We start from the raw sequence: 14,596 nt of genomic DNA on the forward strand, positions 1-14,596 counted from the left end.
GGCCTTCCCGCTGGCCACTGCCGCCATCGCCCCGCTGCGCAGTGCCGCCGAGGCCGCGGGCAGCGCCGATTTCTCGCCGCTGTGGGCCGGACAGAACGCCAGCAGCTGTCTTGACGTGCCGGCAGCCGAGGTGGTGCGCGCTCTCGCCGCAGGTTTGCGCTGAGGCAGAGCTGGCGGGTGGCGGTGAGACTGATATCATGGATGCATGAACAGTATTTCAGGCTCCGCTGGGGTCACCGCCTCCCTCGACGATCCCTTCTACTACCTGGCGAACTTCCGCTTCGTCCTGGACTGGGTGGGCACGCATCACGCCGAGCTGCTGACCTGGGAGGAGCGTGGTCTTCTCGCCACGTTCGACGCCTTCCCGCAGCCGTCCCAGGCGCTGCTGGTGCGCATGGTGATGCGCAAGGGAGAGCTCTTTCGTACCGGTAGGCTCGTCTATCCCGAGATCGGCGATACCGAGCGCGCCCTGGCGCCGCTGGTGGATGCCGGCTGGGTCGAAGCGGACCCCGAGCTGGGGTTCGCCGAGCTGTTTCGTCTGCTGCGCCTGGCCGAACTGCGCCGGGCGCTGACGGGGGAAATCGCCGCGGCCGGGCTCGCTCCCGGAGCGAGCAAGACGGCAATCAGCGAGGCGCTGTCGGCGCAGGAGTTCCAGACGAAGCGCCTGAGCGAATGGTGGCCGGAGGCGAGTGAAGCCCTGGGCGGCGAGCGCATCGTGCGGCTTGCGATGATGCCCTGGTGCGACCGCCTGCGGCTGATGTTCTTTGGCAACCTGCGCCAGGACTGGGCCGAGTTCGTGCTCGCCGAGCTTGGCCTGCAGCGCTTCGAGCGGGTGCCGCTGACGCCCGGCTCCCGCGCCTTCCAGCGTCGCGAAGAGGTCGATGCCTACCTGGCGCTGCATGCGCTGCGCGAGCGCCTGGAGCAGGGCGAGCCGCTCGAGGTGTTGATGACCGAGCTGCCCGGCGTGCCGGAGGAGAACGCCTGGCTGGCGCAGCGGCGGGGCAGACTGGCGTTCCTGCTGGGTCAGGCAGCCGAACGCAGCGGCCAGCAAGCCCTGGCCCTGCAGCTCTATGCCGAAAGCGGCGAGGGCGCGGGCGGCCAGGTGGAGGCGCGCATACGCCAGCTGCGGCTGCTGGAGCGGCTGGGTGAGTATCGTCAGGCGCATACGCTGGCCAGCCGGGCATGGACAGCGGCCGCCGGCGAGCAGGAGCGCCAGGCGCTGGCACGCCTGCTGCCCAGGCTGTGTCGGCGACTGGCACTGGCGCCGCCGAGTCGCGAGCCCGACGCTGCCGTTCGTCGTCTCGATCTCTGCCTGCCCGTGGCCGGCGCGATCGGCGTCGAGCGCGCCGTGGCCGAACACCTGAGCCGTCCCGAAGCCCCGGTTCACTATGTCGAGAACGCGCTGCTCACCGGCCTGTTCGGCCTGCTCTGCTGGCCGGCACTGTTCGCCCCGCTGCCGGGCGCCTTCTTCCACCCCTTTCACGTCGGCCCGGCGGATCTCTATCGCGATGACTTCGTTGCGCGTCGGCGCGAGCGCTTCGACGCCTGCCTGGCGCGTCTCGACGACGGCAGCCACGCTGAGGCGATATGGCGCGTCTGGCACGAGAAACGCGGCCTGGCGTCTCCCTTCGTCTACTGGGACGCGCTCGAAGAGGGCTTGCTGGAACAGGCCCTGGCCTGTATTCCGGCAACGCACCTGCGGGCCTGTTTCGAGCGCCTGCTCGCCGATCTCAAGGCCAACCGTGCCGGTCTGCCCGATCTGATCCAGTTCCTGCCCGAGGCGGCCAGCGGCGAGCCCCGCTATCGTCTGATCGAAGTGAAGGGGCCCGGCGACCGACTGCAGGACAACCAGCGGCGCTGGCTGGCGTTCTTCCAGGCCCAGGGCATCGAGGCCGTGGTCTGTCACGTGACCTGGCGGCAGGGCGGGGCGTCATGAGTGCTCTCGCGACGAGTGGCGAAGCGCCGCTCTATCGCGTGGCGGTGCGGGCGCTGTGTGACTTCACCGCCCGCGAGGGCGATCTCGACCTCCGCTTCACCCCTTCGCCCAGCGCTCGCGAAGGTATCGCCGGCCATGCCCTGGTGGCGGGGCGCCGTGGTCAGAGCTATGAGCGCGAGTTGGCCCTGAGTGGGCATTACCGCGGCCTGGCGGTCAGCGGGCGGGCCGACGGCTTCGACCCGGCGCTGAACCGCCTCGAGGAGATCAAGACCCATCGCGGCGATCTCTCGCGCATGCCTGCCAATCAGCGCGCTCTGCACTGGGCCCAGGTCAAGGTCTACGGGGCGCTGCTGTGCGCCGAGCGGGGACTCGATGCGTTGACCCTGGCGCTGGTCTATTTCGATATCGGCAGCGAGCGCGAGACCCTGCTGACCGAGCAGGCCAGCGCCACCGAGCTCACCGTCTTCTTCGAGGCTCAGTGCGAACGCTTCCTGAGTTGGGCCGAGCAGGAGGCTCACCATCGCCAGGCCCGCGATACTGCTCTGACCGGGCTGAGCTTTCCCCACGCCGAGTTTCGCCCCGGGCAGCGCGAGCTGGCTGAGGGCGTCTACAAGTCGGCGGCCACCGGGCGCTGCCTACTGGCCCAGGCGCCCACCGGCATCGGCAAGACCGTGGCCACGCTGTTCCCGACCCTCAAGGCGATGCCGCGCCGGCAGATCGACCGGCTCGCCTTTCTGACCATGAAGACGCCGGGCCGGCGCCTGGCGCTGGAGGCGCTGGTGCAGTTGGGAGCCGCCGGTGACTGCGATGAGCGTCAGGAGGAGCGCCTGCCGCTGCGGGTGCTGGAACTGACGGCGCGCAGCAAGGCCTGCGAGCACCCGGACAAGGCGTGCCATGGCGATGCCTGTCCGCTGGCCGCCGGCTTCTACGACAAGCTGCCCGCCGCGCGCCAGGCTGCGGTCGAACGCGGCTGGCTCGACCGCGAAGCACTGCGCGAGGTGGCTCTGGAACATGGGGTGTGCCCTTACTATCTGGGCCAGGAGCTGGCGCGCTGGAGCGATGTCTGCGTGGGCGACGTCAATCACTACTTCGACGTCTCGGCGCTGCTGCACGGCCTGGCCCAGGCCGATGGCTGGCGCCTGGCGCTGCTGGTAGACGAGGCCCACAACCTGGTGGAGCGGGCCCGGGGCATGTACAGCGGGGAGCTGGACCAGCACGCTTTCGCGACGCTGCACCGCAGTGCCCCGGCGCCGCTGGTGAAGCCCCTCGGCCGGCTGATGCGCCAGTGGCAGGCGCTGGTGCGCGAGCAGGGTGGCGCCGACGAAGGTCAGCGGGGCCGCCCCGCCTACCGAGTACTCGATGACCTGCCCAGCCGCCTGGTCGGCGCGCTGCAGCAGGTGGCGACGGCGATCGGCGACTATCTGGCGGAGCATCCCGGCGGCGCCGATCCGATGCTGCAGGAGCGGCTGTTCGATGCCCTCGGCTTCGGCCGTCTGGCCGAGTCGTTCGGCGAGCATTCGCTGTGCGATCTCAGCCGTCATGGCCGTGGGCGCGCGGTGCTGGGGCTGCGCAACCTGGTGCCGGCCGACTTCCTGGCGCCGCGCTTCGCTCAGACCCACAGCTGCGTGCTGTTCTCGGCGACGCTGTCGCCAGCACACTACCATCGCGACCTGCTGGGGCTGCCGGACGACTGTGTCTGGCAGTCGGTCGCCTCGCCGTTTCGTGGCGACCAGTTGGCGGTACGCATCCCGGGCGGCATCTCGACGCGGCTGCGCGACCGGGAGGCCTCGCTCGACCCCATCGTCGCCGAGTTGGCCGGGCAGTACCGCAGGCAGCCGGGTCTCTACCTGGCCTTCTTCAGCAGTTTCGCTTACCTGGAGACGGTGGCCGAGCGGCTCGTGCAGCTTCACCCCAATTTGCCCCACTGGTGTCAGACCCGCGGCATGCGCGAAGAGGAGCGGGATGCCTTCCTGGCCCGCTTTCGCGCGGGCGGGCAGGGCATCGGTTTCGCGGTGCTGGGCGGGGCCTTCGGCGAGGGTATCGACCTGCCCGGCGAGCGGTTGATCGGTGCTTTCATTGCCACCCTCGGCCTGCCGCCGTTCGATCCCTTCAATGAAACCCTCAAGGCCAGGCTCGAAGCGCGATTCGGCAGCGGCGATGCTTATGCCTATCGCATACCGGGACTGATCAAGGTGATTCAGGCCGCCGGCCGGGTGATTCGCAGCCCCGAGGACCGCGGCACGCTGGTACTGATGGACGATCGCTTTCGGCGTGCGGAAGTGCGCCGGCTGTTCCCCGACTGGTGGCAGCTCGGCTGAGATGAGTTACCTGATATTACCTGGCGTAACAGTTTCGGATTGTTACCTTTACAGCCGCGTGCTACTTCTTGAACAACACCGACCGCTGGACAAGGAGATGTCTGATGGGAATCGAAGTAGGCGGCCTTTTGGGTCTGATCTGGCTGATCATCCTGGTCTGGGCCATCGTCAAGGTGGCCAAGAGCCCGGCTGGCCCCATTGCCAAGCTGTTGTGGATCATCGTGTTGCTGTTGTTCCCGCTGGTGGGGCTGATCATCTGGCTGCTGATGGGACCCAAGGGGTAGCGGGCTCAATGAGGAGCGGTGCCACGGTGCGGGGTCGGGTCATGGATTGTCCCGTGGTTCGCCCCGCTCGCATTTCAGACATTCGAGTTCGAGGCCGAGGCGCGTACGCCGCCCGGCCTCGGTCATGACCCAGGGGCGTTCTATCCAGGGCGGCTGGTGGCGCACGTGCTGGTTGTGACCGCATGCCAGTTCCGCGACCCAGTGCCCTTCGTCATCCCGGTGGTAACCTACGATGGCTTGTCGCATTTTTCTGCTCGTCAGGTTTGGCGGGCTCAGCAGCTGATGGCGTTGCCTGCGCGCACTCTGCCGAAATTGCTCAGTACCAGCTCGGCACCCTGCCCATGCCGACCGCAGATGCGGAAGGTGCCGTTGTGTCCCGACGATCGACCCAGTTGGGTGAAGCGTACCGGCTTGCCATCCTGGCGATAGCTGACGCTGACGCCGCGGCCATCCTCGAGCACCCTGAGCAGGGCGTCCGGGGCGAAGTCGCTGCCCGACAGCGGGCCGAGCACGATGGCCAGCGGAGCGCTCCAGTCGTCCATGTGGCAGCTTTGCCGGTCCGGGCTGGGGCAGACGATGACCGTGCTGCGTCGGGTAATGGCGCTGTTGCGTCCCAGCACGAGTGCCGTGCGCAGGCGGTGCGCTTCAGCGACCACTTCCTGGCGGGCGTGCATCGCTTGTAGGCCGGGCACCGCCCATCCCATCAGGATACCGGCCACGACGATGACCACCAGCAGTTCGATCAGGGTCAGGCCACGTTGGCGTGGGGTAGTGAAAGCCGTAGCGTGAGCCGAATCCATGGCGCTCTCCTGAGTGGCGTCCTCGCATGAGGCATCCACTCTAGTCGAGCTGGGCAGAGCGTCTATCAGTCATCGCCGATGGAGTATGTAGGCGATTGCCGCTATCGCCTGACAGCTTACTCCTCGGGGCGCTGCTCCTGCAGATAACGGTCGCGATGGGCACTGCTGCAGAACCATTCGCCCTGGTCGCGCAGCGCCTCGCTCTCCGGCACGTGCACTTGGCACCAGCTGCAGCGCACCATCTGGTTGCCTTCCTGGTGCGATTCATCCTCCAATTGCCCTTCGCGGTCGAGCTTCCACTCGCGGTACATGCGATAGAGTTTGAGGCCGGCGAAGAACAGCACGGCGAAGATGATCAAGCGAATGAGCAATAGGTTCATCCTTTTCTGGCTCCCTTCTGGGTTGGCGGCTTTGCCAGCCGGACGCCCTTGCGGGACAATGGCATGACATCGATTCTCAAGAGATTCCTACGCCCATGCAAGACTTGACGCTGGTGATGGCGCAGCTGGACCCGCTGGTGGGTGACATTCCCGGCAACGCCGAACGTGCCATCGAGGCCGTGCGTGAGGCACGCATCGAGCACGGTGCCGACATCGTGGTGTTTCCCGAGCTGTTCCTGAGCGGCTATCCGCCCGAGGATCTGCTGCTGCGTCCTTCCATGGAGACCCGCCTGCGCGAGGCGCGTTCGCGCATGGCGGCCAAGATGTCCCGCGACGTGCTGGTGATCATCGGCTATCCCGGCCGCCGCGAAGGGCTCGGCTACAACCTGGCCGGGCTGCTCTACAACGGTGAGTGGATCGGCGAATACGCCAAGCAGGTGCTGCCCAACTATCAGGTCTTCGACGAGCGGCGCTATTTCGCCACCGGAGAGCAGAGTCTGGTCCTGGAACACAAGGGGGCCAAGCTCGGCGTGCTGATCTGCGAGGATCTGTGGGACGGCGCGCCGGTGCGTGCCGTACGCGATGCCGGCGCCGACATCGTCGTCACGCTGAATGCCTCACCCTATCACCAGGACAAGCCGGCCGAACGCCTGCGCCTGCTCGAGCAGCGAGCCGCCGAGGTGTCGCTGCCACTGGTCTACGTCAACACCATCGGCGGTCAGGACGAGCTGGTGTTCGACGGCGGCTCGGCCTGCGTCGATGCCGGTGGCCAGGTGCGGGTCGTGGCACCCTACTGGCAGGCGGGGCTGATGCCGGTGCAGTTCGTGCAGGAGAATGGCGTCTGGGCACCGGTGGAGGGCGAGATCGAATCCCTCGAGGAGCCCGAGGAGAGTCTCTACTGTGCGCTGGTCAGCGGCGTGCGCGACTACGTCAACAAGAGCGGCTTCGAAGGCGTGGTGCTGGGGCTTTCCGGCGGCATCGACTCGGCCCTCACCCTGGCCATCGCCGTGGATGCGCTGGGGCCGCAGCGGGTGCATGCGGTGATGATGCCCTACCGCTATACCGCCGACATGTCCCAGGAGGATGCGGCCGAGCAGGCCCGGCTGCTCGGTGTGCACTACGAGGTGCTGCCCATCGAGCCGATGGTCGACGCCTTCATGGCCACCCTGGCCGACACCTTCGCCGGCACCGAGCGCGATACCACCGAGGAGAACCTGCAGTCGCGCTGTCGCGGCGTGCTGCTGATGGCGATCTCCAACAAGAAGGGCCTGATGGTGCTGACCACCGGCAACAAGAGCGAGATGGCGGTGGGCTACGCCACGCTCTACGGCGACATGGTGGGTGGCTACAATGCGCTCAAGGACGTCTACAAGACCTGGGTCTATCGTCTGGCCCGCTGGCGCAACGAGCAGGAGCCGGCAATTCCCGAGCGGGTGATCACCAGGCCGCCCTCGGCCGAGCTGGCGCCGGGGCAGCAGGACACCGACTCGCTGCCCGACTACGATACGCTAGATGCCATTCTCATGCGCTACATCGAGGGCGACATGAGCGCCGAAGCGATCATCGAGGCCGGCTTCGAGCGCGATGACGTCTACCAGGTGGTCAAGCTGGTCGATCGCAACGAGTACAAGCGGAGGCAGGCGCCGGTTGGCGTACGGGTGACCCCGCGCGGCTTCGGACGCGACCGCCGCTATCCCATCGTCAACGGCTGGCAGCCCGGCGACTGACCGAGCCGGAGCGCCCAACGCAAGAACCCGCGAGCAAGCTCGCGGGTTCTTGGTTTCCAGCCGGGGCTGACGGGCTCAGGCGGAGAGCGACTGGGCGCGCACGTGCTGCGGCTGGAAAGTGCGACCCCGCAGGCGCTCGTTGCCGGGATCGTTCTCGATCAGCACCTGCAGCACTTCGCGGGCACGGTCGCGCATGTCGAGCCCCAGGTAGCCCTCGACCATCACGGCCAGCGCATCGCGGGTGGCCTCGGCTTCCGGGTAGTTCTCGACGACCCAGCGGCCGCGCTCCACGGCGGCCAGATAGGCGCCCTTGCGCAGGTAGAAGTCGGCCACGTGCAGCTCGTGACGGGCCAGCACGTTGCGCAGGTAGACGATGCGCTGCTCGGCGTCGGGAGCGTACTCGCTGGCCGGGTAGCGCGATACCAGCTCGCGGAAGTCGGAGTAGGCGTCGCGAGAGGCGCCCAGGTCACGCTTGGAGATGTCGATCAGGCGCAGGCGCTCGAGGCTGAAGCGGCCCGCCTGCCAGGAAGACAGCCCGCGCATGTAGAGCGCATAGTCGGCCTGCGGATGAGTGGGGTGCAGGCGGATGAAGCGGCTGGCCGCGGCGCGGGCGGCTTCCCAGTCCTGGGTCTGGTAGTAGGCGTAGATCAACTCGAGCTGAGCCTGTTCGGCATGACGCCCGAAGGGATAGCGCGTATCGATGGCCTCGAGGCGCGTAATGGCGGTGGTGTAGCGGCCGCCTTCGAGCGCGTCGCGCGCCTCGTCGTAGAGCTGCTGTTCGGCGACGCCTTCGAATTCGTCTTGTTCTTCCGTGCCAGACCTGCCGGCACAGCCCGTGATCAGGGCGGCGGCCAGAAGCAGGGCGACAAGGCGTGTGGCGATGGGGGAAACGCGCATCGTGATCCTCGTATCTAACAACTCGTGTCGGCCATGGTAGAATTGGCCATAACCCGTCCACTATAAAGCACCTCGCGCCAAAACGCAGTCCGAGGATGCTCTCCAACGACAGTCCATCATGCCCCAGACCGTGGAAGCCCAGCAGCGTGTGCCCATCTCCCTGGCCGGCAGCCGTCTCGACCAGGCCGCCGCCGAACTCTTTGCCGACCATTCCCGCGAGCGGCTCAAGGGCTGGATCAAGGCGGGCGCACTCACCGTGGATGGCCGACCGGGCAAGCCCAAGGACAAGATGGCCGGCGGCGAGTGGCTCGAGCTGGTGGCCACGCTCGAGGAGGAGACTCGCTTCGAGGCCGAGGACATCCCTCTCGACATCGTCCACGAGGACGATGAGGTGCTGATCATCGACAAGCCGGCCGGCCTGGTAGTTCACCCAGCCGCCGGAAATCCCGATGGCACCCTGCTCAATGCCCTGCTGCATCACTGCCCCGGTCTCGCCGCCGTGCCGCGTGCCGGTATCGTGCACCGGCTGGACAAGGACACCACCGGCTTGATGGTGGTGGCCAAGACGCTGGCGGCCCAGACCGCCCTGGTGGAGCAACTGCAGGCCCGCACCATGTCACGCGAGTACGATGCGGTCTGCGTCGGCGTGATGACCTCCGGCGGCACCGTGGATGCTCCCATTGGCCGCCACCCCAAGGATCGCAAGCGCCAGGCGGTCCACCCCAGCGGCAAGCCGGCGGTGACCCACTATCGGGTGGTCGAGCGTTTCCGCACCCATACCCACGTGCGCTGCCGGCTCGAGACCGGTCGCACCCACCAGATCCGCGTGCACCTGGCCCATCGGCGCTTCCCGCTGGTGGGCGATCCGGTATACGGTGGACGCCTCAAGCTGCCGGCCGCAGCCAGCGAGGAGCTCAAGACGCTGCTGCGGGAGTTTCCCCGGCAGGCACTGCATGCCCGCAAGCTGGCTTTTCTGCACCCTGCCAGCGGCGAGACGGTGGAGTTTCGGGCGCCGCTGCCCGACGATCTGCTGCTGTTGATCGATTATCTGCGTGACGACCACGAGGTCATGCGCTGAGGAGCCTGGATGAGCGATGCCCCCCACCTGCAACCGACCCTGATCGAACCCGACTGGCCGGCGCCGGCCAATGTCGGCGCGTTCGTCACTACCCGCGAGAGCGGCCCCAGCCAGGGGGAGTTCGCCTGTTTCAATCCGGCCGATCAGGTGGGCGACAATCCGGCTCACGTGGCGCTGTGCCGCCGTTTGCTGGCCGATGAGATCGACGACGAGCGGCCGCTGCTGTGGCTTCGGCAGGTGCATGGTGCCCGGGTGCAGTCGAGCTATACCGACAGCGTACCCGAGGCGGATGCCTCGGTGGCCTTCGACCGCGGCCACGCCTGCGTGGTGCTCACCGCCGATTGTCTGCCGGTGTTCTTCTGCGACCGCACGGGAACCCGGGTGGGGGTGGCCCACGCCGGCTGGCGCGGCCTGGCCGGCGGCGTGCTCGAGGCGGCGGTGGCTGCGCTCGGCGTGCCCTCGGAAGAGATCATGGTCTGGCTGGGGCCGGCGATCTCCAATGCCCAGTTCGAAGTCGGTCCCGAGGTGCAGCGGGCGTTCATCGGCATCCATCCCGAAGCGGCGGCGGCGTTCGACCCCAGCCCCTATCGCCTGGGTCACTACATGGCCGATCTCTACAAGCTCGCCCGTCTGCGCCTGGAGCGGCTGGGAGTCGCCCATATCAGCGGCGGTCACTTCTGCACCGCCTGCGAATCCCGCTTCTACTCCTACCGCCGCGACAACGGCAAGACCGGACGCATGGCCAGCGTGATCTGGTTGAGATGAAGATTCCTGCATATCGGTAAGCGGCTTCCGGGGCCGCTCTGATCTACGTCAACCTTCGCTTCCTTTCCCTGGCCGGCGACTTGAAAGCCGGCCACGCTGACTCCATTGAATCTGTCAACGATACGACAGGGCCAAGCGGCGCGTCCGAACGCGCCGCCACCCCGATGGAGGAAAGCGAATGCGTTTCGACAAGTTCACCGCCAAGCTGCAGAACGCCGTGGCCGACGCCCAGTCGCTGGCCGTAGGCCGTGGTCACAACCAGCTCGAGCCCGGCCACCTGCTGCTGGCGCTGCTCGATGCCCGTGACACCGGCATCAAGGCACTGATCCAGAAGGCCGGCGGCGACGCCGCACGGCTGCGTGACGCCCTGGTCGGGCATCTCGACGACCTGCCCAAGATTTCCCAGTTCACCGGCGAGGTACAGCCCTCGCGGGACCTGATCAAGCTGTTCAACCTCACCGACCGCGAGGCGCAGAAGCGCGGCGATCAATACATCGCCAGCGAGCTGGTGCTGCTCGCTGCGCTGGAGCTGAACCATGCTGTGACCAAGCTGTTGACCCAGGCCGGCGTGACCCGCAAGGCGCTGGAGCAGGCAGTCGACAGCGTGCGTGGCGGCGAGCGGGTCGACGATCCCAACGCCGAGGAGAGCCGCGAGGCGCTGGAGAAGTACACCCTGGACCTCACCGCGCGTGCCGCCGACGGCAAGCTCGATCCGGTGATCGGCCGCGACGACGAGATCCGCCGTACCATCCAGGTGCTGCAGCGGCGCACCAAGAACAACCCGGTGCTGATCGGCGAACCCGGCGTGGGCAAGACCGCCATCGTCGAGGGGCTGGCCCAGCGCATCGTCAACGGCGAGGTGCCGGAAGGGCTCAAGGACAAGCGCGTGCTGTCGCTGGACATGGGCTCGCTGCTGGCCGGGGCCAAGTTCCGCGGCGAGTTCGAGGAGCGCCTGAAGTCGGTACTCAAGGAGCTGGCCCAGGAAGAGGGCCGGGTGATTCTGTTCATCGACGAGCTGCATACCATGGTCGGTGCCGGCAAGGCCGAGGGCGCGATGGACGCTGGCAACATGCTCAAGCCGGCGCTGGCCCGCGGCGAGCTGCACTGCGTGGGCGCCACCACCCTCGACGAGTACCGCAAGTACATCGAGAAGGATGCCGCCCTGGAGCGGCGCTTCCAGAAGGTGTTGGTCGACGAGCCCAGCGAAGAGGATACCGTGGCGATCCTGCGCGGGCTCAAGGAGCGCTACGAGGTACACCATAAGGTCGACATCACCGACGGTGCCATCATCGCCGCGGCCAAGCTCTCGACCCGCTACATCACCGACCGCCAGTTGCCCGACAAGGCCATCGACCTCATCGACGAGGCGTCGTCGCGTATTCGCATGGAACTGGACTCCAAGCCCGAGGAGATGGATCGCCTCGACCGCCGTCTGATCCAGCTCAAGATGGAGCGCGAGCATCTCAAGAAGGAGACCGACGAGGCCTCGAGGAAGCGCCTCGAAAGCCTGCAGGAGCAGATCGATGAACTCGAGCGCGAGTACGCCGACCTCGATGAGATCTGGAAAGCCGAGAAGGCCAGCATTCAGGGGGCGGGGCAGTTCAAGGAGGAACTCGAGAAAGCCAAGATCGAGCTGGAGCAGGCGCAGCGCAAGGGTGACCTGACCCGCATGTCGGAGCTGCGCTACGGGGTAATTCCCGAGCTGGAGAAGAAGATCACCGAGTCCAGCGAAGCCGAGGCCGATACCTCGAAGCACAAGCTGCTGCGCTCCAGCGTCACCGAGGAGGAGATCGCCGAGGTCGTATCGCGTTGGACCGGTATCCCGGTGGCCAAGATGCTCGAGGGCGAGCGCGACAAGCTGCTGCGCATGGAGGAGGCGCTGCACCGGCGCGTGATCGGCCAGGAGGAGGCGGTCACTGCAGTAGCCAACGCCGTGCGTCGCTCCCGCGCCGGGCTCGCCGATCCCAACCGGCCCAACGGTTCGTTCCTGTTCCTCGGTCCCACCGGGGTGGGCAAGACCGAGCTGTGCAAGGCGCTGGCCAACTTCCTGTTCGACACCGAAGAGGCCATGGTGCGTATCGACATGTCGGAGTTCATGGAGAAGCACTCCGTGGCGCGGCTGATCGGTGCGCCGCCCGGCTATGTCGGCTACGAGGAGGGCGGTTATCTGACCGAGGCGGTGCGGCGCAAGCCCTACTCGGTGTTGCTGCTCGACGAGGTGGAGAAGGCTCATCCCGACGTCTTCAACATCCTGCTGCAGGTGCTGGAGGATGGACGCCTCACCGACGGCCAGGGGCGCACGGTGGATTTCCGCAATACCGTGATCGTGATGACCTCCAACATGGGCTCGGACATCATCCAGCGTCTTGGCGGAGACGACACCAAGTACGAGGAGATGAAGCAGGCGGTGATGGACGTGGTGGGCATGCACTTCCGTCCCGAGCTGATCAACCGCATCGACGAGGTCGTGGTGTTCCACGCCCTGCGTCAGGCGCAGATCGAGGCGATTGCCGGCATTCAGCTCGACCGGCTGCGGGCACGTCTGGCCGAGCATGGCATGCAGCTCGAGGTCAGCGACGAGGCCATGGCCCAGCTTGCCCTGGCGGGCTTCGATCCGGTATTCGGTGCGCGGCCGCTCAAGCGGGCGATCCAGAGCCGTATCGAGAACCCGCTGGCGCAGGATCTGCTGGCCGGCCGCTTCGCTCCCGGCGACACCATTCACGTCGAGGTGGAAGAGGAAAAACTGGTGTTCCACCGCTGATACATAACGTTACGTATTGGCCGCTGCTCGATCCAGCAAACGGCTACACTACTAGTAGGTTGCGTCCTGTAACCCCCCTTGCCCGCCCGCACTAGCCGGCGGGTTTTTTTATCTCCTCAGCCTCCGTGTGGCGGCTCACGGTTGACACTTCCGCAAGGCTGTTGGAATCTTGAGCGTTCCTGATTTGCGGGCGCGGATTCCAGCGGGCAACCCCCCATCCCCGCGCGAAGGGTAGGCCACATTGGCCTCTACCCGCCGAAGGACTACCGGATGCGGCCAACCGCCGCTTCTGGCCAATGCCCCGACGCGGCGATCCGCCGTGATGGGAACGCCCGGCTACCGCTAGCGCGATCGGCCCAGTGCGTTCCCGATGAGAGTGCAGGCCCCAACAGGGCTAAATGCCAGGGTTTGGCATCAGGTGTCGGCTCGGCCGACAGCGGCATACCGCCGCACTCGAACCCGTGCCCATCAAGGGCGCGGATCGCACTCGAGACCTCCAGGGGAGATACACAAGTGGAATTGCTTTCCGGCGCGGATATGATCGCCCGATTCCTGCAGGATGAAGGCGTCGAATACATCTATGGCTATCCCGGCGGCGCGGCACTGCATATCTACGATGCACTGTTCCGTCAGGATAAGGTCAAGCACATCCTGGTGCGCCATGAACAGGCGGCCACCCATGCCGCCGATGGCTATGCCCGGGCCTCCGGCAAGCCAGGCGTGGTACTGGTCACCTCCGGCCCCGGTGCCACCAACGCCGTCACCGGCATCGCCACCGCCTACATGGACTCGATACCCATGGTGGTGCTGTGCGGGCAGGTGATGAGCCACCTGATCGGCGACGACGCCTTCCAGGAAACCGACATCATCGGCGTGACGCGCCCGATCGTGAAGCACAGCTTCTCGATCAAGCATCCGACCGAGATTCCCGAAGTGCTGAAGAAGGCCTTCTATCTGGCCGCGACGGGTCGACCCGGCCCGGTGGTGGTGGACATTCCCAAGGACATGACCGCTCCCACCGAGCGCTACGAGTACGTCTATCCGAAGAAGGTCAAGCTGCGCTCCTACAACCCGGTGGCGCGGGGCCATACTGGCCAGATCAAGAAAGCCGTGGAGATGATGCTCAAGGCCAAGCGGCCGGTCTTCTATACCGGCGGCGGGGTCATCACCGGACGTGCCTGCGAAGGGCTCACCGATCTGGTCAAGCGGCTCGGCTACCCCATCACCACCACGCTGATGGGTATCGGTGCCTATCCGCAGAGCGACAGGCAGTGTCTGGGCTGGCTGGGCATGCATGGCTCCTACGAGTCGAACATGGCCATGCACCATGCCGACCTGATCATCGCCATCGGTGCGCGCTTCGACGACCGCGTGACCAACAACACCTCCAAGTTCTGTCCCACGGCCAAGATCATCCATGTCGACATCGATCCCAGCTCCGTCTCCAAGACGGTGCGCGCCGACGTGCCCATCGTGGGGCCGGCGGCCAGCGTCATCGACGAGATGATCAGTCTGGTGCAGGGCAAGGAGATCGCTCATCCCGAGGCGCTGGCCGAGTGGTGGCAAAAGATCGACGGTTGGCGCGAGGAGCGCCGCGGCAAGCTCTACGAGCCCTCGAAGCCCGGCGAGCAGCTCAAGCCTCAGGAGGTG

Annotated in this window: 12 protein-coding genes; 8 read left to right on the forward strand and 4 right to left on the reverse strand. The window is 66.6% G+C overall.

Annotation, left to right across the window (positions count from 1 at the left end):
• The first annotated feature begins 205 nt into the window (after positions 1–205).
• From B8115_RS10060 to B8115_RS10070, 3 genes are all read left to right on the forward strand, one after another.
• On the forward strand, positions 206–1,936 hold the full coding sequence (locus tag B8115_RS10060; RefSeq protein WP_010627669.1) for a VRR-NUC domain-containing protein: 1,731 nt from the start codon (positions 206–208) through the stop codon (positions 1,934–1,936).
• Complete coding sequence (locus B8115_RS10065) at positions 1,933–4,254, forward strand: ATP-dependent DNA helicase (protein WP_010627670.1); 2,322 nt, start codon at positions 1,933–1,935, stop codon at positions 4,252–4,254. The genes B8115_RS10060 and B8115_RS10065 overlap by 4 nt, the downstream gene beginning before the upstream one ends.
• Positions 4,255–4,358: 104 nt before the next feature.
• Positions 4,359–4,538, forward strand: a complete 180-nt coding sequence (locus tag B8115_RS10070) for a PLDc N-terminal domain-containing protein (protein WP_010627671.1) — start codon at positions 4,359–4,361, stop codon at positions 4,536–4,538.
• A gap of 39 nt (positions 4,539–4,577) precedes the next feature.
• Here B8115_RS10070 and B8115_RS10075 read toward each other — a convergent pair whose 3' ends face one another.
• The 3 genes from B8115_RS10075 to B8115_RS10085 all read right to left on the reverse strand — a co-directional run bounded on the left by B8115_RS10075 (position 4,578) and on the right by B8115_RS10085 (position 5,718).
• The gene (locus tag B8115_RS10075; protein ID WP_010627672.1) at positions 4,578–4,784 is read right to left on the reverse strand and encodes a DUF3565 domain-containing protein; all 207 of its coding nucleotides are present in this window, start codon (positions 4,782–4,784) and stop codon (positions 4,578–4,580) included.
• A gap of 26 nt (positions 4,785–4,810) precedes the next feature.
• Positions 4,811–5,338 carry a GspH/FimT family pseudopilin gene (locus B8115_RS10080; RefSeq protein WP_010627673.1) on the reverse strand — a complete coding sequence of 176 codons (528 nt, stop codon included), beginning with the start codon at positions 5,336–5,338 and terminating at the stop codon, positions 4,811–4,813.
• A 116-nt stretch (positions 5,339–5,454) separates the two neighbouring features.
• On the reverse strand, positions 5,455–5,718 hold the full coding sequence (locus B8115_RS10085; RefSeq protein ID WP_010627674.1) for a PP0621 family protein: 264 nt from the start codon (positions 5,716–5,718) through the stop codon (positions 5,455–5,457).
• Between the two features lie 95 nt (positions 5,719–5,813).
• Between B8115_RS10085 and B8115_RS10090 the strand changes: the two genes are divergently transcribed.
• Positions 5,814–7,445, forward strand: coding sequence for an NAD+ synthase (locus B8115_RS10090; protein ID WP_010627675.1), 1,632 nt, complete (start codon positions 5,814–5,816; stop codon positions 7,443–7,445).
• A 75-nt stretch (positions 7,446–7,520) separates the two neighbouring features.
• Here the strand turns inward: B8115_RS10090 and B8115_RS10095 are convergent, their stop codons facing one another.
• A complete protein-coding gene (locus B8115_RS10095) occupies positions 7,521–8,342 on the reverse strand; it encodes an outer membrane protein assembly factor BamD (protein ID WP_010627676.1) in 822 nt (273 codons plus the stop codon).
• Between the two features lie 118 nt (positions 8,343–8,460).
• Between B8115_RS10095 and rluD the strand changes: the two genes are divergently transcribed.
• The 4 genes from rluD to ilvB form a co-directional block, all read left to right on the forward strand.
• Positions 8,461–9,420 (forward strand): 23S rRNA pseudouridine(1911/1915/1917) synthase RluD, encoded by a 960-nt coding sequence (gene rluD / locus B8115_RS10100; protein ID WP_010627677.1) that lies wholly within the window; start codon positions 8,461–8,463, stop codon positions 9,418–9,420.
• Between the two features lie 9 nt (positions 9,421–9,429).
• Positions 9,430–10,185, forward strand: a complete 756-nt coding sequence (gene pgeF, locus B8115_RS10105; protein WP_010627678.1) for a peptidoglycan editing factor PgeF — start codon at positions 9,430–9,432, stop codon at positions 10,183–10,185.
• A 178-nt stretch (positions 10,186–10,363) separates the two neighbouring features.
• Entirely contained in the window at positions 10,364–12,946 is a 2,583-nt protein-coding gene (clpB, locus tag B8115_RS10110) for an ATP-dependent chaperone ClpB (RefSeq protein WP_010627679.1), read from the forward strand.
• Between the two features lie 513 nt (positions 12,947–13,459).
• A partial coding sequence (ilvB, locus tag B8115_RS10115) for a biosynthetic-type acetolactate synthase large subunit (RefSeq protein ID WP_035590741.1) occupies positions 13,460–14,596 on the forward strand: 1,137 nt, incomplete at its 3' end.

The organism is Halomonas sp. KM-1, assembly GCF_000246875.1.
In the GTDB taxonomy this organism is placed as follows: domain Bacteria; phylum Pseudomonadota; class Gammaproteobacteria; order Pseudomonadales; family Halomonadaceae; genus Halomonas; species Halomonas aerodenitrificans.